Origin of the sequence: Nostoc sp. FACHB-888, from assembly GCF_014696655.1 — a bacterium.
Classification (GTDB): Bacteria; Cyanobacteriota; Cyanobacteriia; order Cyanobacteriales; family Nostocaceae; genus Nostoc.
This window is the reverse complement of the sequence record NZ_JACJQM010000042.1, coordinates 17,391-35,592: the sequence shown is the minus strand read 5'-3', so window position 1 is coordinate 35,592 and position 18,202 is coordinate 17,391. Positions and strand designations below refer to the sequence as shown.

General features: G+C 41.5%; 19 protein-coding genes. 7 read left to right on the top strand and 12 right to left on the bottom strand.

Features of this window, described 5'->3' with window-relative positions; all coding sequences use genetic code 11:
* Nucleotides 1-22: 22 nt before the first annotated feature.
* From H6G26_RS23025 to H6G26_RS23010, 4 genes are all read right to left on the bottom strand, one after another.
* The gene (locus H6G26_RS23025) at nt 23-538 is read right to left on the bottom strand and encodes an acyltransferase (RefSeq protein WP_190731489.1); all 516 of its coding nucleotides are present in this window, start codon (nt 536-538) and stop codon (nt 23-25) included.
* Nucleotides 526-1,878 (bottom strand): ABC transporter ATP-binding protein, encoded by a 1,353-nt coding sequence (locus H6G26_RS23020; protein WP_190731487.1) that lies wholly within the window; start codon nt 1,876-1,878, stop codon nt 526-528. The genes H6G26_RS23025 and H6G26_RS23020 overlap by 13 nt, the downstream gene beginning before the upstream one ends.
* 172 nt (nt 1,879-2,050) lie before the next feature.
* Nucleotides 2,051-2,899 (bottom strand): ABC transporter permease, encoded by an 849-nt coding sequence (locus H6G26_RS23015; RefSeq protein ID WP_190731523.1) that lies wholly within the window; start codon nt 2,897-2,899, stop codon nt 2,051-2,053.
* Between the two features lie 375 nt (nt 2,900-3,274).
* Nucleotides 3,275-3,517 carry a hypothetical protein gene (locus tag H6G26_RS23010; RefSeq protein ID WP_190731485.1) on the bottom strand — a complete coding sequence of 81 codons (243 nt, stop codon included), beginning with the start codon at nt 3,515-3,517 and terminating at the stop codon, nt 3,275-3,277.
* Nucleotides 3,518-3,771: 254 nt separating this feature from the next.
* On the opposite strand from H6G26_RS23010, the gene H6G26_RS23005 reads away from it, so the two are divergent.
* From H6G26_RS23005 to H6G26_RS22990, 5 genes are all read left to right on the top strand, one after another.
* The gene (locus tag H6G26_RS23005; protein ID WP_190731483.1) at nt 3,772-3,963 is read left to right on the top strand and encodes a DUF2862 domain-containing protein; all 192 of its coding nucleotides are present in this window, start codon (nt 3,772-3,774) and stop codon (nt 3,961-3,963) included.
* 120 nt (nt 3,964-4,083) lie between these two features.
* Nucleotides 4,084-5,184 (top strand): ArsA family ATPase, encoded by a 1,101-nt coding sequence (locus tag H6G26_RS23000; RefSeq protein ID WP_190731482.1) that lies wholly within the window; start codon nt 4,084-4,086, stop codon nt 5,182-5,184.
* 84 nt (nt 5,185-5,268) lie between these two features.
* Nucleotides 5,269-6,315 carry a chlorophyll synthase ChlG gene (gene chlG, locus H6G26_RS22995; protein ID WP_190731481.1) on the top strand — a complete coding sequence of 349 codons (1,047 nt, stop codon included), beginning with the start codon at nt 5,269-5,271 and terminating at the stop codon, nt 6,313-6,315.
* A gap of 81 nt (nt 6,316-6,396) precedes the next feature.
* The gene (locus H6G26_RS42740; protein WP_229560871.1) at nt 6,397-6,684 is read left to right on the top strand and encodes a hypothetical protein; all 288 of its coding nucleotides are present in this window, start codon (nt 6,397-6,399) and stop codon (nt 6,682-6,684) included.
* A gap of 180 nt (nt 6,685-6,864) precedes the next feature.
* The gene (locus H6G26_RS22990) at nt 6,865-7,224 is read left to right on the top strand and encodes a cupin domain-containing protein (RefSeq protein ID WP_190731480.1); all 360 of its coding nucleotides are present in this window, start codon (nt 6,865-6,867) and stop codon (nt 7,222-7,224) included.
* A 73-nt stretch (nt 7,225-7,297) separates the two neighbouring features.
* Here the strand turns inward: H6G26_RS22990 and H6G26_RS22985 are convergent.
* The 5 genes from H6G26_RS22985 to H6G26_RS22965 all read right to left on the bottom strand — a co-directional run bounded on the left by H6G26_RS22985 (nt 7,298) and on the right by H6G26_RS22965 (nt 11,958).
* Nucleotides 7,298-8,058, bottom strand: a protein-coding gene (locus H6G26_RS22985; RefSeq protein ID WP_242053834.1) for an IS5 family transposase whose coding sequence is annotated in 2 segments (ribosomal slippage) — nt 7,298-7,717 and nt 7,720-8,058 — 759 coding nt in all. Because the reading frame shifts where the segments join, the coding sequence is not laid out codon by codon here.
* Nucleotides 8,059-8,131: 73 nt separating this feature from the next.
* Entirely contained in the window at nt 8,132-8,671 is a 540-nt protein-coding gene (locus tag H6G26_RS22980) for a hypothetical protein (RefSeq protein WP_190731479.1), read from the bottom strand.
* Nucleotides 8,672-8,889: 218 nt separating this feature from the next.
* Nucleotides 8,890-9,696: an inositol monophosphatase family protein gene (locus H6G26_RS22975; RefSeq protein ID WP_190731478.1), complete on the bottom strand. Its 807-nt coding sequence runs from the start codon at nt 9,694-9,696 to the stop codon at nt 8,890-8,892.
* A gap of 70 nt (nt 9,697-9,766) precedes the next feature.
* Nucleotides 9,767-11,200 (bottom strand): BCD family MFS transporter, encoded by a 1,434-nt coding sequence (locus H6G26_RS22970; RefSeq protein WP_190731477.1) that lies wholly within the window; start codon nt 11,198-11,200, stop codon nt 9,767-9,769.
* A 140-nt stretch (nt 11,201-11,340) separates the two neighbouring features.
* A complete protein-coding gene (locus tag H6G26_RS22965) occupies nt 11,341-11,958 on the bottom strand; it encodes a Uma2 family endonuclease (RefSeq protein ID WP_190731520.1) in 618 nt (205 codons plus the stop codon).
* Between the two features lie 449 nt (nt 11,959-12,407).
* Here H6G26_RS22965 and H6G26_RS22960 point away from each other — a divergent pair, with 449 nt between their 5' ends.
* Complete coding sequence (locus tag H6G26_RS22960) at nt 12,408-12,632, top strand: hypothetical protein (RefSeq protein ID WP_190731475.1); 225 nt, start codon at nt 12,408-12,410, stop codon at nt 12,630-12,632.
* Between the two features lie 383 nt (nt 12,633-13,015).
* Entirely contained in the window at nt 13,016-13,963 is a 948-nt protein-coding gene (locus H6G26_RS22955) for an aldo/keto reductase (protein WP_190731473.1), read from the top strand.
* Nucleotides 13,964-13,972: 9 nt separating this feature from the next.
* On the opposite strand, the gene H6G26_RS22950 is transcribed toward H6G26_RS22955, so the two are convergent.
* From H6G26_RS22950 to rimO, 3 genes are all read right to left on the bottom strand, one after another.
* Nucleotides 13,973-14,551 carry a Uma2 family endonuclease gene (locus H6G26_RS22950; protein WP_190731471.1) on the bottom strand — a complete coding sequence of 193 codons (579 nt, stop codon included), beginning with the start codon at nt 14,549-14,551 and terminating at the stop codon, nt 13,973-13,975.
* 197 nt (nt 14,552-14,748) lie between these two features.
* The gene (locus H6G26_RS22945; RefSeq protein WP_190731469.1) at nt 14,749-16,278 is read right to left on the bottom strand and encodes a DEAD/DEAH box helicase; all 1,530 of its coding nucleotides are present in this window, start codon (nt 16,276-16,278) and stop codon (nt 14,749-14,751) included.
* Nucleotides 16,279-16,536: 258 nt separating this feature from the next.
* Nucleotides 16,537-17,856, bottom strand: a complete 1,320-nt coding sequence (rimO, locus tag H6G26_RS22940; protein ID WP_190731467.1) for a 30S ribosomal protein S12 methylthiotransferase RimO — start codon at nt 17,854-17,856, stop codon at nt 16,537-16,539.
* Nucleotides 17,857-18,202: the final 346 nt, after the last annotated feature.

The following is an 18,202-nucleotide window of genomic DNA, read 5'->3' as shown; positions in this document are numbered from 1 at the left end:
TTAAAATAAATATATAAAAATTTCACTTTGAAGAGATTATTTTTTTGACTATTTTTGCTGGAATTCCTGCTACAACATGATAACTAGGAACATCGCATTTAACAACGGCACCTGCCGCTACTACAGAATTCTTTCCAATTTTACAGGGACCAATTATAGTGGCATTACTTGCGATCCAAGCTCCTTCCTCAACTACAATATCATTTCCTTCTGTTGGAAAATTGTTCATCCTCTCTTGCCCAAAATTTTTATAGTCATGAGTTCCAGTTATTACACAAACATTATGCCCAAAAAACACATATTCTCCGATTACTATATTTCCAGAAGATAAGTTAAATAATGCATTATTTACAACGCATGTCTCTGACAATCTTAGTCTTTCAGGTTCGCCAAAAACTAAGTATTGTTTTAAACTTACATCTTTGATGCGCTGATCAAAATAGCCTTGCACTAGAGATTGCTTGAGGTAAATATCAAAATATAATTTAATCCAGCTTTCGAGCTTAGATTTAAAATAATTTTTAACTATTGTGTACATAGTGATTCCTCATAGAGTCTTATCTTTCTTCCCGATACTTGAAAGACTCCTTCTACTAAATCATTAACTGCTGCTTGTATAACTATGGCATTCTGAATCCAGTCCAGCATTTCTAAATTTTCGTGTGTTCCATCTCCGAATGCTATATCTAAGGCATAGTTACCACCTGCTAAATGGGGCCAAATAAACTCAAAGTCAACTGTTGCTCTTCCTATTTCTGATTTAGATAGCCAGTAGCTGGCAAAATTTTTATCTAAGAGTTCTGTACTCCATCCTGATAAAACAGTCCTCAATCTATCCAGTAGCGCTATACCAACATTTGGCTTTCTAACTTTGTCGTGTCTGAATGTAGTGATTCTAATTTTTAATACATCTCCAGGATAAACCAACTGAATAGGTTGACCCTGACTATCTAACACAGAAATATACTCAATTTCTGCACGTCCTGTACCAAATCGTTCAAATCCATAAAAAGCCATATACGGCTTTTTAGTAAAAGGATTTGATTGTTTAATGGTGATTTTAGTCAAATCAATTTCTTCTTCATTAGCACCAATATTCTCATTCTTATTTGAATCCAAATTTATGTTAGTCCTTTTATTTACTTCTTCATGCACCCATGCTTGATAGTGTTTACATACTTCAGCAGGTTGCCCTGTATCTACAAGAATTCCTTGATTAATCCACATAGCTTTAGAGCAAAGACGTGACACAGATCCTACATCATGGGAGACAAATAAGATTGTTCCTCCGGAATCTTGAAAATCTCTAATTTTTGCCATACAACGATGGACAAAGATACCATCACCTACTGCTAAAGATTCATCTACAATTAAAATTTCTGGGTTAACGTTAATTGCTACTGAAAATGCTAAACGAACAAACATACCGCTAGAGTATGTTTTAACTGGTTGTTCCATGAAATCGCCAATTTCAGCAAAGGAAGCAATTTTGTCAAACTTTGTTTCTATTTCTGCTCGGCTTAATCCTAAAATCTGCCCATTAAAAAATACATTTTGTTTGCCTGTAAATTCAGGATTAAATCCGCTACCTAGTTCTAGTAAAGCTGAAACTCTGCCATGAACCGATACCTCTCCTATGGTTGGTGTCAAGGTTCCAGCAATAATCTGTAGCAATGTACTTTTACCAGAACCATTTTGACCAATAATTCCTAGTGTATCTCCTTTAGAAATCTCCAAGTTAATATTATTTAATGCCCAAAACTCTTGAGCGTGGCTCTTACCTGGTAGTAAAATTTCTTTGAGTCTATCTACCGGACGACCATAGCGCTTATAGCTCTTTGAGATATTCTTCAGGGAAATTGCAATCTCCTCACCCATAACACCGCATACTTAAACTACTAAATAATTTTACACGCTACAACTTTATTAATTAACAAATATTTACGTCATTAAAATTTTGGCTTTTTATCGAATCAGATCGCTATCTATTTACTATATAGGTCACATTAGCATTTGCGTGTTTTAAAAGCACTTTAATAATGAAAGCTGTCTATAAAACATCTGCAAAAGCTGGACGCAAACGCTTGTACACTGTAAAACCAAAACAAAATATAATTGTTGCGATCGCAGAAGCAACTCCCCATTCACCCCAATGCTTCACCTCTCCAATTAAAACTATGTCGCGATAAACTTCAGCGATCGCTGCCATTGGATTTAACCAGAATACCAAACTCCGCCATTGTTCTGGAATTAATGATGCTGGATAAACAAGCGGTGTCACATAAAACCAAATATTTAAAATCACTCCTAAAGTCTGCGGGATATCTCGCAAAAACACCGTTAGTCCTGCGGCTAAATAGCCCAACCCTGCTGTTAGCAATAACTGCGTTAGCCAGATCAAGGGTAATAGCGCCAAGGTAGTATGTAAAGTATGAGCATTGACCGCCACGAAAAAAATCAATGCCACTAAACCAAAGGAACTCTCAATGATTGTTGACAAAACTGGCACTAGGGGTAATAAAGCTAGAGGAAACACCACCTTCTTGACTAAATTCGGTTGTCCTAGTACCGAACTAGCGGACTGCATTAGACCTCCCGTAAAAGCAATCCAAGGAAGTAACCCTGCAAATAGCCACAAACCAAAGGTGAAATTATTTGCTGGTAAACCCTTGAGAGTAGTCAGCTTCACCTTCAGTACAGTAGAGAATACATAAGTATAAATCAGTAATTGTGATAGCTGATTTAGCAAAGGCCATAAGTTACCTAAAACAGAACCCTTGTAACGCGCCTCTAAATCCCGACGTACTAGAGTTCTCAGTAAGTCGAACTTTACCCACAACATCTCATCTATGGGCAAGATGCGCTTCCATCTGCCTACCTTACGTACAACTCCCCGCATTGTCGGCAACAATTTTTGCTTCCTCGCTGACTACTCACTACCCAATCACTTAACTGATCTTACTGAAGCCTATTATATTTATGAAAGTTCCTTTTTTAGAGGCTTTCAAATAAAAAATATCCAACTACTTCTTGTGGAATGGGTATCTCAGCCGCCTTTGGCTGAGGCAGGCATTCCGGCTCACCCCACAAGATTGGATAATTTATTTGTTGGAAATCCCTTTAGTGATTTTATAGATTATAAAATCACTAAAAAATTATATCCAAATCATCTTCGTTATTATACTATGAATTGGCTATTGTCAAGTGTATTTTTACTACAAATATAACTTCTGTTTGCAAAGTTGCTTTCCTTGTTAAGGATGCGAATTTTTGCTTAACTCAAGCTATCTGGATCAACTCCTTGTGATCGCAAATACTCTGTTAATTTATCAGCCTGTTGGCGTTCTTGTTGTAATTGTTCAGCTAACTCCGTCGGTGTTAGTAATTTCTCAACTGTATCTAGACGATAAAATCCTAATAATTCCCTCTCTACCGCCACTCTTAACCTCAGAGTTTGAGATATACCATCCGCAATTAACTGGTAAGTCTTACCGTCTATTTTGATGGTTGTAATCATGGCTAACTTTTACTAGGGTAGGTTGTTTGGATAAATTCTTTGCTGCGATCGCAGCCGTTCTTTACTATCTTCTTCCTGGACTACCCAGGAGTTACGCGATCGCTTTTCGGTGTCTTTGACAAAAAAAGTTTGGGTCTCGACAATCTCGATTTCGCAACTTTGGAATTTTCCCCCTCATCTCCCCTGAATTTGTGAAAGCTGAGTCACGGATTCCGCTACACTTAGACTTGGTTTATCTGAAATTATAATCAGGCATGGAAATCGGACAAAAGGTTAAAGTCTTTCGTTTGCGCGATCGCGTCTCTGCCCCTGTTGTAAAAAAACTAGGACAAGTGGGTATCATCCAAGGCTACAAAGTCACAGATGGGCGTGGGATTGGTGTAGTGGTGATGTTTGACGACAACACTTCTACTTGGTTTTTTGAAGATGAAATCAAACCTGTGTAACCGTAAATAACTCAGAACCGGGTTTTTCTACAAATCTGAAACTTAAAGTACAGGCTGAGAATCGTTGTTGAGTGCTAAGTTGGAGTTGAAAAAACCGGCGGTGAAAATAGGAATCAAGTAATGGCTCTAATATTGACATTTTTGGGCAAAGGCGGCACCGCTCGTACCAAAATTGCGATCGCCGCCGCCAAATTATTGGCAAGTCAAGGCAAGCGTGTACTTTTAGCAGGACATCCAGAACCAACGTTACCAACCCTTCTGGGTACCCCCATTGCTGCCGATCCTCAGGAAATCGCCTCCAATTTGCAAGTAGTTCAGTTTCAAGCATCTGTACTGCTAGAGCGGAACTGGGACGAAGCCAAAAAAATTGAGGCGCAATACCTCCGCACGCCCATTTTCAAAGACGTTTTTGGTCAAGAACTGGTAGTATTACCGGGGATGGACAGCGCTCTAGCCCTAAATGCTATCCGCGAATATGATGCCAGTGGCAAATATGACGCGATCGTATATGATGGCACAGGCGACTCTTTAACGTTGCGAATGTTGGGTTTGCCAGAATCTCTCAGTTGGTATGTCCGGCGATTTCGGCAATTGTTTGTCAACTCCGATTTGGGGAAGACGATTACTGAATCGCCTTTGATTCAACCGCTGATTAGCAGCTTTTTCAATGTCAACTGGACAACAGATAATTTTGCAGGCCCCACTAATCAAGTCAATAATTTATTAGAAAAGGGGAGAGCCGCTCTTACTGACCCTAAACGTCTCGCTGCTTTCTTAGTGACCACAGGAGATCCCATTGAAGTAGCAAATGCTCGTTATTTGTGGGGTAGTGCTCAACAAATTGGTTTAACTGTCGGTGGTGTTCTGCTTGTGTCTCCTGAGACAAATATCAACCTGTCAGAGCAATTTATCCCCTTACCTGTGAGCGTCGTTCCCGACTCGCCCACAGGTGACTGGCAACCGCTAATAGACGCTTTACCAAACTTTGAAGCACAAGCTCTACAGGCTCCCAAACCGATTGAAATAGACATCCACAATCGTCAAGTACGCTTATTTTTGCCAGGATTTGACAAAAAGCAGGTCAAGCTCACCCAATATGGGCCAGAAGTCACCGTAGAAGCAGGAGATCAGCGACGAAATATTTCTCTACCCCCTGCTTTGAGTGGCAAACCTGTTGCTGGAGCAAAGTTTCAGAATAATTATTTGATAATTTCGTTTTAAGTTAGTTAGGAGTTAGGAGTGAAGAGTTAGGAATAAACAATAATTCATAACTCCTAACTCCTCACTTGAAAAAAAATACGCCTTATGTCAGAATCAAATCCCATTACCCCAGACCCCAACCCAGCTGAGGTATTAGACTCAGTGGCAAATAATCCCAACGAGCAAGCGAACGCATCTGCCGATCGCAATGCCAAAACTAGGCAGCTACTGGGGATGAAAGGTGCAGCTGCTGGGGAAACTTCAATTTGGAAAATTCGTTTGCAGCTAATGAAGCCGATCACCTGGATTCCCCTAATTTGGGGCGTAGTCTGTGGTGCGGCTTCTTCTGGTAACTATACTTGGACACTGGAAAATGTGTTAAAAGTAGCAACCTGTATGCTGCTGGCTGGGCCATTGATGACAGGTTACACCCAAATCCTCAATGATTACTACGATCGCGAAATCGATGCTATCAATGAACCCTATCGCCCTATCCCCTCTGGGGCAATTCCTTTACCCCAGGTAATTACTCAAATTTGGGTATTACTGATTGCTGGCTATGGTTTAGCGTTTGTGCTAGATGTGTGGTCTGGTCACGAATTCCCGACAATTACAGCGATCGCAATTATCGGTTCTTTCATCGCCTATATTTATTCTGCACCTCCTCTGAAACTCAAGCAAAACGGCTGGCTAGGTAGCTACGCCTTGGGTGCAAGCTATATCACCCTACCTTGGTCTACAGGACACGCTTTGTTTGGCGATCTCAATTCCACAATCGTGATTTTGACAATGTTCTACAGCTTGGCTGGATTGGGTATTGCCATCGTCAATGATTTTAAGAGTGTAGAAGGCGATCGCCAGTTAGGATTACAGTCACTACCCGTAATGTTTGGCATCACCACTGCGGCATGGATTTGTGTAGTAACGATTGATGTATTTCAAGGATTGATAGCAGCTTATCTCGTCAGCATCCATGAGAATTTGTATGCAACAATACTAATACTCTTAATCATTCCGCAAATCACCTTACAGGATATGTATTTCCTGCGTGACCCGGTGAAGAATGATGTTAAGTACCAAGCCAGCGCCCAACCGTTTCTTGTTCTAGGAATGCTCGTCACTGGTTTAGCGCTGGGTCATGCTGGCGTTTAATATACTTCTATAGTAAGAAGTTAACAGTTAGGAGTTAAGAGTTAATATACTTTTAACTACTAATTTGTATCAGCGAATGCCGTGTTAGAAATAATATCTTTTATCATTCATGGGATTCAACCTTTTTTAATCCCTATTTGCTTTATCACTGCTTGGACTGTAACTATTCTCTTTCTTTTAAGTCTCTGGACAGCGGTACGAGATAGTGTTACTACAGCCAAACAAATGCATCAAATACCCTGTACTGGTTGCCAATTTTTTACCGACAATTACCGTCTTAAATGTACTGTACGCCCATCTATTGCCAATACAGAAGAAGCGATCCATTGTTTGGACTATCAACCGAAGACCAATCCTTATTTGTACTAAGCTAGGACTTATGCAAACTCTAGGATTCTTCTCTACGAGACGCTGTGCGTTGGCAAAATCCTCTAGCAGACAAGACGGTTCGATAAATTAAGGTTTTTAGGATTTTTTGCCTAAGTACTATAAACAAGGGAAGATGAGGGAGTCTTAACTAATTCAAACCTTCAAATCAAAAATTAATTGATGCTAGTTCAAAAACTTCAAGACTGTGCAGAATTTCTCGCGGGAGATAACACCATTCTGCGAGAACTGCTGCATCCAGACAAGCAATCTCTAGCATTGCGCTATAGTTTGGCTCATGCAACACTGCCAGTAGGAAAAACCTCTCAACCGCACTCGCTCTCTACCTCAGAAGTCTATTATATTCTCAGTGGCATGGGAGAAATGCACATTGATGATGAAACCCAGATAGTTCAGCCGGGAGACGCTGTGTATATTCCTCCTAGTACGCGGCAATTTATTTGTAACTCTGGCATCGAACCACTGGTATTTATTTGTATTGTTGATCCGGCATGGCGTATCGAAGATGAAACAGTTTATTAAAAACCAATTACAGCCATAGTCTCAAAGTCTAGAAAAAATCTCAGCATTTTTCAACTATTACTAGGGCGTGTCATCAATTAAGCCAAATAACAGAAGCAACAAGATAAATTGCACCCAGAAAGTTGGTAGCGCGTTTATCGTAGCGCGTCGCAATCCCTCGATACTGCTTGAGTTTGGCAAAAAAGTTTTCAATAAGATGACGGGCTTTGTACAAATCCCGGTCGTAGTCACGAGGACTAGTGCGGTTGCGCTTGGGAGGAATCACTGCGGTTTTGCCCAGAGACTCAAGTCGCTCAATGACTCGTTCATCGGCATCATACCCTTTATCTGCTAGTACTGTGTCTGCCACAATATTAGGTAGCAGTTGGTCGGCTCCATCGAGGTCGCAAATTTGCCCTGGTGTCAGGTGAAAACTTAGAGGGTTGCCTAAAGCGTCCACTACAGCGTGAATCTTAGTACTCAATCCACCTTTGCTACGACCAATGGCCTCTGTGGATGGCTCCCCCCTTTTGCACCCGCACTATGCTGATGGGCGCGGACAATTGTCGAGTCAATCATCGCATATTCATTATCGGCATCGTCTGCTAACTGCTGAAACACCTTCTCCCAAATCCCTGTTTTTGACCATCTGCTGAAACGAGTATGAATCACCCGAAAATCTCCAAAGCGCTCCGGTAGGTCACGCCAAGGAATACCTGATCGGTAACGATACAACACTGCTTCTACAAACAATCGATTATCTTTAGCCGTGACTCCCACATAGCCCTCTCGCCCCGGCAACAGGTTTTTGATTTTCTCCCACTGGTCATCTCGTAGTGCGTATCGGCGTGTCATGCTTTTCCTATTGTTTATCGCACATTACACCTTTCTAATTTCAGTTTACCTAATTGATGACACGCCTTAACTTTCAACCGTCAATTTTGCTTAACCAGGTAACCAAGTCATCTGAGTCAAGTGCTATCTCACTTCCTAAAGTTTTGATATAGAGAAGTCCGTCGCTAATAACTAAATCTCTAATGGGATACCATGAATTTCGTTTTCTAATCAGAAGTTCTAACGGAATCCCTAGGCTTGAAGTATATTTGCGATATTTCCACCAAGCTCGCCATAAAATTACAGACCTAGTGCAGTGCATCTCATAGCCCTTGGGAACTTCACAGTATTGAAACTGATAGAAACCTCGACTATCTACTTCTCCTTTAAGGAGATAAGCATATTCTGCTAATGCCTGATTTATCAATTCCCACTGAGATGATTTTGGAGAAATCGAGAATTCAGGTAGTGTGTTAGATAGTTGAACGATGGCTATCACACCTTCAGATTTCGCTGTCAGTTGGTTTGTTTTATATACTGTTTGGGCTGTCAAAGCAGGATTTGACAACAAAACGTCTTTTTTATGGATAGAGTTTTGCACAAACTCTCGAATTAAATCTAGATTAGACAACATAAAATTACTTGTACCAAGTTAATCAGTGTAACCGAAGCTACAATACTGCTTAAATTAGTAACTACACTGATTTTGCATTTAAATCAGGATTATCACCAGCTTTATTTATACTCAATTATTTGTTTGACTAGGGTTTTGTTAAGTTTAATGTCAGGGATGTCACCGCCTAGTTGCCTGTTGGACAAAATGGCTGTTTCCAAATATGGACTGGCGAATTACTAAATTTTTACGCTATCTAAAAAAGGTGTAAATACCGAAACTAATTCGGGGCGACTAACCACAAGGGTGGGAAAAGAGCGATCGCTATAATCTTTTCCCGGTGACAACGGAAAGGGTTCTGACTTCAGCGATAACCAGGCCCCACCAGCAGCTTGGACAATTACCCAAGCCCCGGCTAAATCCCAAACTTTTGGTGTCGCCTCAATACCACCCAGAGTAGCCCCAGTTGCAACCGTCAAAAAGTTATAGCTAGCCACACCCAACATCCGAATTTTACAGGGAAAGCCGTTTTGGATAGCTGCGGTGCTGCGGGAACAGAGGTTGAAAAAGTGATTGTTGCTGGGACTATCAACACTGGTGTGGATGGGGTGGAGGTTGAGAAATGCTCCTATGGGCGTTGCTAAGCCAGATGAACCTGCCCAGAAACCATGAAAAGCTTGATTTAAGGTTGGTGCATAAATATAACCAAAAATGGGTGTGCCTCGATATAGCAAACCCAGAGATATTGTCCAGATAGGAATGCCGCGTGTGAAGTTGGTTGTACCATCGAGAGGATCAATTACCCAGCACCACTCAGTACCGGGAAATGACTGATCGCTCTCTTCGCTCAAAATACCGTAACCAGAGAAAGTAGAAGCGATCGCATCCCGAATTTCCTGATCTGCCCATTTATCTGCTTGCGTCACCAAACTACCATCAGCTTTTTGGGAAGCCTGTACTTGCCCAAAATCTTGCATTAGCTGCTTGCCCACTCTGGTAGTGGTGGTTTGGGCAAAATCAAGAATTGTTGTCCAAAAATCGTTCATTGGTTAATTCTCGCGCAAAGACTCCCCTGAGCCAAAATTAGGCAGATTCAGGTTGGTTTAAGTTTCTAGTTTAATCCAAATCGCTTTCTAAAACCGAAGCGATCGCTTGCTTTGTACTTGTTTGAAATTCTGTGATGTTTACCCGATTCAGAAACCAAATCGACAGCACCATTCCCACGGCTTCTAGAACGAATACCATTCCATAAGCTAACTCTAGGTTTGGTAAAAACTTGCGTCCAATATCCAAAACGGTACCTCCAATTACCACCGCCACTCCTCTAGAGAGTGACTGCGCTAATCCCCATGCCCCAATAAACGTACCTGCAGCTTCCGCTGCGGTGAGATCCAACATCAAGCTAATTGCTGCTGTAGTTAAAAAACCTGCGGCTAAACCGAAAAATAACAAACCTAGTTTGAGAACTGCTGCATTAGCTGTGAATCCTGATATACCTAGCAATATTGCACAGAATGCTACTAACATACAGCCTAGACGTGCAGTTCTGCGCTTACCCAAACGCGGGACAATGTAAAAGCCAGTAACGCCGTAAGCAATCAGTAAACCCGTTCCATAAAAAATATTTAATTTGGTACTTTCTGCTAGGGGCATTTTAAACACTTGACCCGCATAAGGTTCCAAAATTGGGTCTTGCATAAACAAACTGATAGTCATCACCAATAAAAAGGTGAAAAATATACCCGTTTGGGGGCTAGCTGTCAATATTTTCCAAGCATTGCCTAGAGTAATGCTGTCTTCCCGGTTCACTAGTGTGGAACGGGTTAAGTATTGGGAGTACTTTTTTTCTACGCCAAACGTGGCTGCGATCGCTAAACTAAAAACAATTGCTGGGACAATAGTAAACAATCGGTTGATTGCTGGTTGCAAGGTTTCTACAGTTGCTTCTGGAGTTAACTGCCTGAGCAAACTGGCACTGATAATCGCCCCAACAATAATCCCTACCATTAGCATCGACCAAACTACACCAACTACTTTGGAACGGTTATCTTCTTCAGATATATCCACCAACAAAGCAGCAAAGGCAGTACCACTAGCACAAATTCCTAAACCGTATACAGCGAAAACTAAAGCCAAAAGTGCTGTCCAACCCATTGTTTGGGTTGTCCATACCCAAGTACCTGCACTATTTCCAGCAACATTCATCTGCCACATCACTTGTACAGCTAAAAAGGCTGCGATCGCAAATATTGCCGCGCCTACCCAGACATAAGCTGTGCGATGGTATCCCCATAACGGCTTGGCATCGGAAATCTGGCCGAACCAGACACGGGAAGGAGCAACAAATAAAGGCAGTGCTAGAACTACTGATACCAGCGTCGCCGGAATTGCTATTTCTTGAATCATGACTCTGTTGAGTACGCCCAGAGTCAAAATAGACATCATGCTCAACCCCATTTGAAATAAACCTAGCCGGAACATGGTCAGCAGGTTGACCCTTGGCACAGATAGGGATTTTGTTTTGGTATCAAATATTTCACCGCTTGCCATAGCTAATTTTTCTTATGGTTTATGGAATATATTCTCTCTTTAATTAAAGATAAACTGTTCCATAAAACTTAAATCCAAATTTTAAAAAAATTATTTGTGTCATTTTGCTTGCAATGACATCAATAATTTTGCTTAACCACTTATCCCCCAGCTTGAAAAATCTGTTCGGCTGTTAAATCTAATTCTGCAAAAGTAGGCGAAACAATGCGTTCTCCGCCTCGAAACTGGCTAACCTGGTATTCTTCTTCAACTAACGAGTAAACCCAGATATTTGGTTGTTTGGGGTTGCCAATAAAGCGCTTACCACCTAAAGCTGCGTAATCTACAATCCAGTATTCGGGAATGCCTACTGCTTCATAGTCAGCAACTTTTTTTAAATAATCATCTCTCCAGTTTGTACTAACTATCTCAACTACTAAAGGAATTGATGCTGCTTGACTAACAGTCGATTCTTTTTTCCACAGAGGCTCATTTACTAAATTAGGACGATTTAATATCAGCACATCTGGAGAATAAGCTGATTGACCTTCCAATGGTTTAATGAAGGCTGTTTTAGGAATAAAGTAGGGAAGTTTTAGTCTTTTAATTTCCGCAGATATTTCTAGCGCCAAAAATCCCACAACCTCTTCATGGTCGCCTGTTGGTGGTGCCATCTCAACAATGACTCCATCATGCAGTTCATAACGTGGTTGTGGGTTTTCTGGATACCAAGCGATAAATTCATCGAATGTTACTAGTTTACGTAAGGCTTGAATCATATTTGGCACGGATACTTCTTTCATAAAGTTCCTTTTTACGTCGAGCCACTTTTTGGCTACTGAGCGTAGGGTGGGACATAAATCAATCCCCTGTTGAAGCTGCTAGATTTTTCACTTTATTCTAGAGCAGAAGTTACAGAGGTTAGAGAGCAATGCTTAGTTCTGTAAAGCAGCGATCGCCTCAAAGCAGCAAATGGTAAGAAAACTTGAACAAAGGCTAAAATAAGCATTCATGCCAGTTTTATTAATGTAAACCTAATAGTAATCTTTCCTAGAGTTATAGTATTAATATGTAATTTTATCATACACAATTAAGCCACATAAAAATATCAATATGAAATTGTGTTTTTAACTACGCTATTGCATTGAATTAGTAAGATAAGCTTGCTATATGTAGGTTAGGTCATCAAGCTACTTAACTTCATCTAGTAAGAAAACAGGCATAAGCAATGAGTAAAGAAGTAATCAAAGTAATATTATGGGAAGAAAATCAAAAAGATTTTCTCAAAAAGTTCTATGATCTCCAATTTACTCCCAGAATAGGAGAGGAAGTTTACTTAAAAAAGGAGAGATGGAAAGTAACCAGAGTTGAGCATGATTTAGAAATTAGTGAGATTAATGTCTACATGGAATTAATCAAAAAAGCCAAGCAGGAGAAATCATCTAATTCATAAATATAATTAAATACACTCAACTATCATAAAAGGGAGGTTATTAGCCTCCCTTAATTCTTAAGCTGCTATGCAGCTTGTTATTAGGTAATGTCTCACAAAGAATATACCCAGGTTGACGAGTTTCGACACTTCTCTATGAGAGGCTACGCCCCAAAAATGGTTCAAGGCTACTATCGCTGGCAGGAATCGTAGAAAATGCTCCTACAGATGCTTTAGTTCATGAAGACTATTTGATACAAGCATGAAGCGTCTCGTTTTGGATGCAGGTCCCCTGATTGCATTGGTTTCTGTCCAAGATGACTACCATCAGGAATGCAAAGCGGGTTTTAGTAAACGATAGACTATAAAAGTAAAGAAATGTAAATAAATTAAATTTTGCAACCGTGGAAAATATCACATTGGGGCAAAATGGCCCAGTTGTTACACCTTTATGCATAGGCACTTGGGCTTGGGGTGATAAACTATTTTGGAATTACGGCAATTCCTACGGGCCAGAACAGTTACAAGAAGCCTTTACAGCAGCTTTAGAAGCTGGTATTACCTTCTTTGATACTGCCGAAGTCTACGGAATGGGACTATCAGAGAAATTTTTGGGGCAATTTCTGCAACAGACACAACAACCTGTACAAATTGCCACAAAATTTGGCCCCTTACCGTGGCGATTTACAGCCCAATCCGTCTCTGATGCTTTAACAGCAAGCCTCAAACGCTTACAATTAGAGCGAATTGCCCTGTACCAAGTGCATTGGCCTTTTGCCTTCTTTTTAAGCCAAGAAACTTTGATGAATGCCCTAGCGGATGAAGTGAAGCGGGGCAGAATTGGCGCAGTCGGTGTAAGTAATTACTCAGCAGAGCAAATGCGAGACGCGCATCAAATATTGGCAGCCCGTGGAGTACCTTTGGCTGTAAACCAAGTCCGCTATTCTCTACTCACTCGCCAAATTGAAAGTAAGGGTATTTTAGCAACTGCCCGTGAGTTAGGTGTGACTATCTTGGCTTATAGTCCTTTAGCTCAGGGATTACTCACAGGTAAGTACAGTATTGATAGTGCTGAAACTCCAACTGGAGCAAGAAAAATAGACCCACGATTTAAGAAAGAAAATCTGCAAAAAATTGCCCCAGTCATATCTTTGCTACGCAACTTCGGGGAAAAATACGATCGCACCCCCGCCCAAGTTGCTCTCAACTGGTTAATTGCTCAGGGGAACGTTATTCCTATTGCTGGGGTGAAGACAGCCGAACACGTGCGTCAGAATGCTGGTGCTTTAGGCTGGAAATTGAGTGACGAAGAAATTGGAGAGTTAGAACTAGTTAGTCGTCCTTGGCTGTAGTATTTTTGACTACTCAAACACAGGAGGCCAAATTTCTGACACTACTAGCTCCCAACCAGGTAATAAGTCTGGTAGTGTCAGTTTCTCGTTATCCTGCAAAACTATTGGTTCTTGGTTAAGCCGATAAACTGTAAGCGTCAATTTGTCAGGATCAATCAGAATACCAACTGTAGATCCGAGTTGTAAGAATAGCTGAATCTTTTCTACTAGTGGTTTGATCCGGTCTGACTTAAATTTTATTTCTACCATCAAGTCAGGTACAAGTTCTACAAAGTCGCGCTTGCTTGTTTTCAGTCTATCAGCACGAACAAAAGACACATCGGGAGCGCGAAGATTTCGTTTTTCGTTATCAGCTTCTTTCCCGTTTTCAGTTTCTAATGTAGGCAAAATGAAACCCGCGCTAGAACCAGTTACCCGTCCTAGTCTCTGTGGGCGTACCCAATTACCCATTTGCCGTGCAAACTCAGCACCTATTTCCTCTGACTCATAATCTGATGGGCCCATAACAACTATATTTCCATCTACCAGCTCCATTTGCCATTCTGGATGCTCTGCTTGTAGTTGCTCTAAGTCTGGAATAGTGAACATAAGACCACGAAAAATGCATCTTTAATTGATTTTCCTACAAACGGGTAAAAAAAGTTACCTAAAAAGCCAAAAAGTCAAGAGCCAAAGTCGTAATCCTGACTCTTAACTCTCAACTCTCTAACTTTATATTTGGATTTTGGATTGAAGAAAAAATCTAAAAATCTAAAATCCAAAATTGATTAACTTCTAACTGTTGACTAAGAAGCTGATTCTCTAGCTGTAGGTGAACCTATCTTTTTACTAGGGGATGGAGAAGAATCCTGCCCACTTGTCCGCAGTTTTGGCTTGGGAGAAGAATGTCTTTCTTCACCATTGTTGCTATCTGATTTCCATGCAGTACGAGGGCGATCGCTAGAAGATTCACGACGCTTACCGAGTCTTGGTTTGGGAGCGGAGGATTCCTCTTGGGGAATTTCCACGTCTGAACTCAACCAAGCGGGACGAGTTTGATCGTAAGCGATTTGCAGTGCAGCTGCGGCAATCGCTTGAGCATCATATTCTTCAATCAATTCGCTGACAATTGGCAAGAATGAAGCCAAACGCTCACCTGTCAAAGCTTCCCGAACCTGTTCTTGCAGTTTCAGGATGTGCCGCGCTTCAATTTGTGCGCGTGTAGGAATGGTCAGCAATTGCCAACTTTGGCGATTATGACGTTCAAATGTTTGCTGTTTGCGCCGCTCAAATGGTTGTACTAAAGAAATTGCTGTTCCTTCTTTACCAGCACGACCAGTACGGCCAATGCGGTGGACGTAGGTTTCTACGCTATCGGGTAAGTCGAAGTTGATTACATGGGAAAGTTGATCGACATCTAACCCTCGTGCTGCAATATCAGTTGCTACCACCCAACGGACTTGACGGTTACGGAATCTGATTAATAACCGTTCTCGTGCTTGTTGTGACAAGTCACCGTGGTATTCATCTACACTGTGACCAGCGCCTTGTAACTGACTGGTGAGTTCGGCGGCGGTGCGTCTGGTGCGAACAAAGATTAAAGCTGTTTCTGGATCTTCCATTTCCAAAATCGGCTGTAAAGCTTTGGCTTTTGTCCAGTGGCGAGGAATCAGGTAAGCTACTTGATTAATCTTGTTGGGAGCAGCTTTTGGTTGCTCAACGGTGACAGTTGCAGGCGATCGCAAGAACTTGTTCACCAACATCCGAATCGATGGTGGCATTGTTGCCGAGAATAGAGCTGTTTGGCGATCTACGGGCGCTTGCGAGAGGATTTTGATCACATCGTCAATGAAGCCCATGCTCAACATTTCATCGGCTTCATCCAACACAAACCACTTCACTTGATCGAGCTTTAAACAGCCGCGATCTAGCAAATCGATCACCCGTCCTGGAGTGCCCACAACCATGTGAACGCCACGTTTGAGTTGTAACATTTGGCGGTCAATCGATTGACCACCGTAGATTGCTAACACCCGCAATCCCTCATTGCCAATGAATTGCGCGATCGCATCGTGAACTTGCATTGCTAATTCACGAGTTGGTGTTAAAACTATGGCTTGTACAGCTTTTTGATTAACATCCAGCCGTTCTAAAATAGGCAGCGAGAAAGCTGCTGTTTTGCCTGTTCCTGTTTGAGATTGACCTACTACATCACGACCACCCAGCAATTGGGGAATTGCTTGGACTTGAATGTTAGTTGGTTCGGTAAAACCGATTTTTTCTAGTTGTGCGACACGTTCTTGGGAAATGCCTAATTCTTGAAATGAAAGAGTCATTAATTCGTCCTAAATTTTATGTAAGGATTTTGGATTAGTCGTTAGTCATTAATCATTAGTCATTAGTCATTGGCTAGTTAGTGAGCCAAGGGCGATAGCAAAGCCTCAACTTTTGGAGAAACTATGCCCACAAGTGAGTCTCTGAACTTCGGGTAAACCCTCATGAAAACTGCTATTAATGCAGCATTGACCTTAATATAAGGATGAATCTGTAAGGGTCATTTAACAAAGGACAAAAGACAAAAGACGAATGACAATTTAGTTATTGACTACTTGACCATAGAGGTCGTATGTATCAGCGTGGTGAATCGCTATTGGCACGATGGTTCCTAACTTTGCCTGGCCTTTGACATACACCAGACCATCAACCTCTGGGGAAAATCTACCTGAACGACCTATTAATTCACCACTTTCAGGATTTTCTTGCTCAATCAGGACATCGACGATTTTGCCTACTTCCTGCTGATTTTTCTTTTGAGAAATCGGTTGCTGGAGTTCCATCAGTTGGTATCGCCGATCGTCCATCAGGTCTTGGGGCAACTGATTTTGTAGCTTATAAGCTGGGGTTCCTTCTTCAGGGGAAAAGGTGAAGACGCCAACATGATCGAATTCATGCCGTTGAACGAACTCTAGTAGATGCTCAAAATGCTCAGTTGTTTCTCCTGGAAAACCAACAATAAATGTTGTCCGCAGTACGGCTGTTGGTAGCGCCGTTTTGATGCGATCTATAATCCCATCATTTACCTGTCCTTGCCAAGGACGGTTCATGGCGCGGAGAATCTCTGGATGAGAATGTTGCAAGGGCAAATCCAGATAAGGCAAGACGTTTGGTGTTTCTTGAATCGCCGCGATCACATCTGGGGTCAGTCCCGTGGGATAAGCATAGTGCATTCTGATCCACGGTATATCTACTTTCCCCAAAGCGCGAAGTAGTTCGGCTAATTTTGGCTTACCGTAGATATCCAAACCGTAATTAGTTGTGATTTGGGAAATTAGAATAATTTCCTTTACCCCTTGACTAACTAACTGTTCGGCTTCGGCGACTATAGATTCAATAGTACGCGATCGCTGGTTCCCTCGAAGATGAGGAATTATACAAAATGCACAACGATAATCACATCCTTCCGCAACCCGGAGGTAAGCTACGCCCTCCGTTGTAGTGCGATAGCGCGGTGTAGTTTCGTCGGCAATATAGGTTGGTTCGATACTAACCTGTTTGACCCGCTCGCCAAGTTCAACACGCTCAATTACATTTACAATTTTGTGATAATCGCCTGTACCCACTACTGCTACTGCTTCAGGCAACTCCTCCAAAAGTTGTTCTTGGAAATGTTGCGCCATACAGCCAGTGATTACGATCTTTTTATTTGCCTCTGCCAGTTCTACTAAAGTTCTGACAGATTCTTGCCGGGCTGCTTCAATAAAACTACAGGTATTAACAATAACGTAATCAGCTAATTCTTCATTTGTATCTACACCGTAGCCTGCTTCTACGAGCATTCCTAACATGTGTTCTGTATCAATTCGGTTTTTCTCGCAGCCCAGGTGAGAAATGGCAATTGTTGGCTTGTCACCCATATTTTGAAAAAATCTTCATTTTCTTCTTCATTTTGTAGTCAAACATTCCGGCGCTAACTTGGCTTTTTTGCTATCAGCATCCTCATGAAAACAGGGCAGTGGCAAATTCCCACTGTTAGTAACTGTACGTGGACTCATAACCTTATCAATAAATAAAAATAGAGGTCATGTTATGATATTCCTATCAATCTGTTCCCCAGGGTAAATTGAAGTGTCTTTGGGTACATTTGACACTTGTAATCTTTTTTAACAATTCGCCTATTGGTATTTTACATTACCACAGCGTGTGCGTTGTTAATCTACCCATCGGGAAGCCGCCCAAAGGGCTTGTTGTTGAGAAGTCGCT

Excerpts from the sequence above, each read along its gene's own strand:
- H6G26_RS22980 (WP_190731479.1), bottom strand. The coding sequence starts at position 8,671 with ATGTTGTCTAATCTAGATTTAATTCGAGAGTTTGTGCAAAACTCTATC.
- H6G26_RS23000 (WP_190731482.1), top strand. The coding sequence starts at position 4,084 with ATGGCTCTAATATTGACATTTTTGGGCAAAGGCGGCACCGCTCGTACC.
- H6G26_RS22945 (WP_190731469.1), bottom strand. The coding sequence starts at position 16,278 with ATGACTCTTTCATTTCAAGAATTAGGCATTTCCCAAGAACGTGTCGCA.
- H6G26_RS23025 (WP_190731489.1), bottom strand. The coding sequence starts at position 538 with ATGTACACAATAGTTAAAAATTATTTTAAATCTAAGCTCGAAAGCTGG.
- chlG (WP_190731481.1), top strand. The coding sequence starts at position 5,269 with ATGTCAGAATCAAATCCCATTACCCCAGACCCCAACCCAGCTGAGGTA.
- H6G26_RS22960 (WP_190731475.1), top strand. The coding sequence starts at position 12,408 with ATGAGTAAAGAAGTAATCAAAGTAATATTATGGGAAGAAAATCAAAAA.
- H6G26_RS22990 (WP_190731480.1), top strand. The coding sequence starts at position 6,865 with ATGCTAGTTCAAAAACTTCAAGACTGTGCAGAATTTCTCGCGGGAGAT.
- H6G26_RS23005 (WP_190731483.1), top strand. The coding sequence starts at position 3,772 with ATGGAAATCGGACAAAAGGTTAAAGTCTTTCGTTTGCGCGATCGCGTC.
- H6G26_RS22970 (WP_190731477.1), bottom strand. The coding sequence starts at position 11,200 with ATGGCAAGCGGTGAAATATTTGATACCAAAACAAAATCCCTATCTGTG.
- H6G26_RS23015 (WP_190731523.1), bottom strand. The coding sequence starts at position 2,899 with ATGCGGGGAGTTGTACGTAAGGTAGGCAGATGGAAGCGCATCTTGCCC.
- H6G26_RS22965 (WP_190731520.1), bottom strand. The coding sequence starts at position 11,958 with ATGATTCAAGCCTTACGTAAACTAGTAACATTCGATGAATTTATCGCT.
- H6G26_RS22950 (WP_190731471.1), bottom strand. The coding sequence starts at position 14,551 with ATGTTCACTATTCCAGACTTAGAGCAACTACAAGCAGAGCATCCAGAA.
- H6G26_RS23010 (WP_190731485.1), bottom strand. The coding sequence starts at position 3,517 with ATGATTACAACCATCAAAATAGACGGTAAGACTTACCAGTTAATTGCG.
- rimO (WP_190731467.1), bottom strand. The coding sequence starts at position 17,856 with ATGGGTGACAAGCCAACAATTGCCATTTCTCACCTGGGCTGCGAGAAA.
- H6G26_RS23020 (WP_190731487.1), bottom strand. The coding sequence starts at position 1,878 with ATGGGTGAGGAGATTGCAATTTCCCTGAAGAATATCTCAAAGAGCTAT.
- H6G26_RS22975 (WP_190731478.1), bottom strand. The coding sequence starts at position 9,696 with ATGAACGATTTTTGGACAACAATTCTTGATTTTGCCCAAACCACCACT.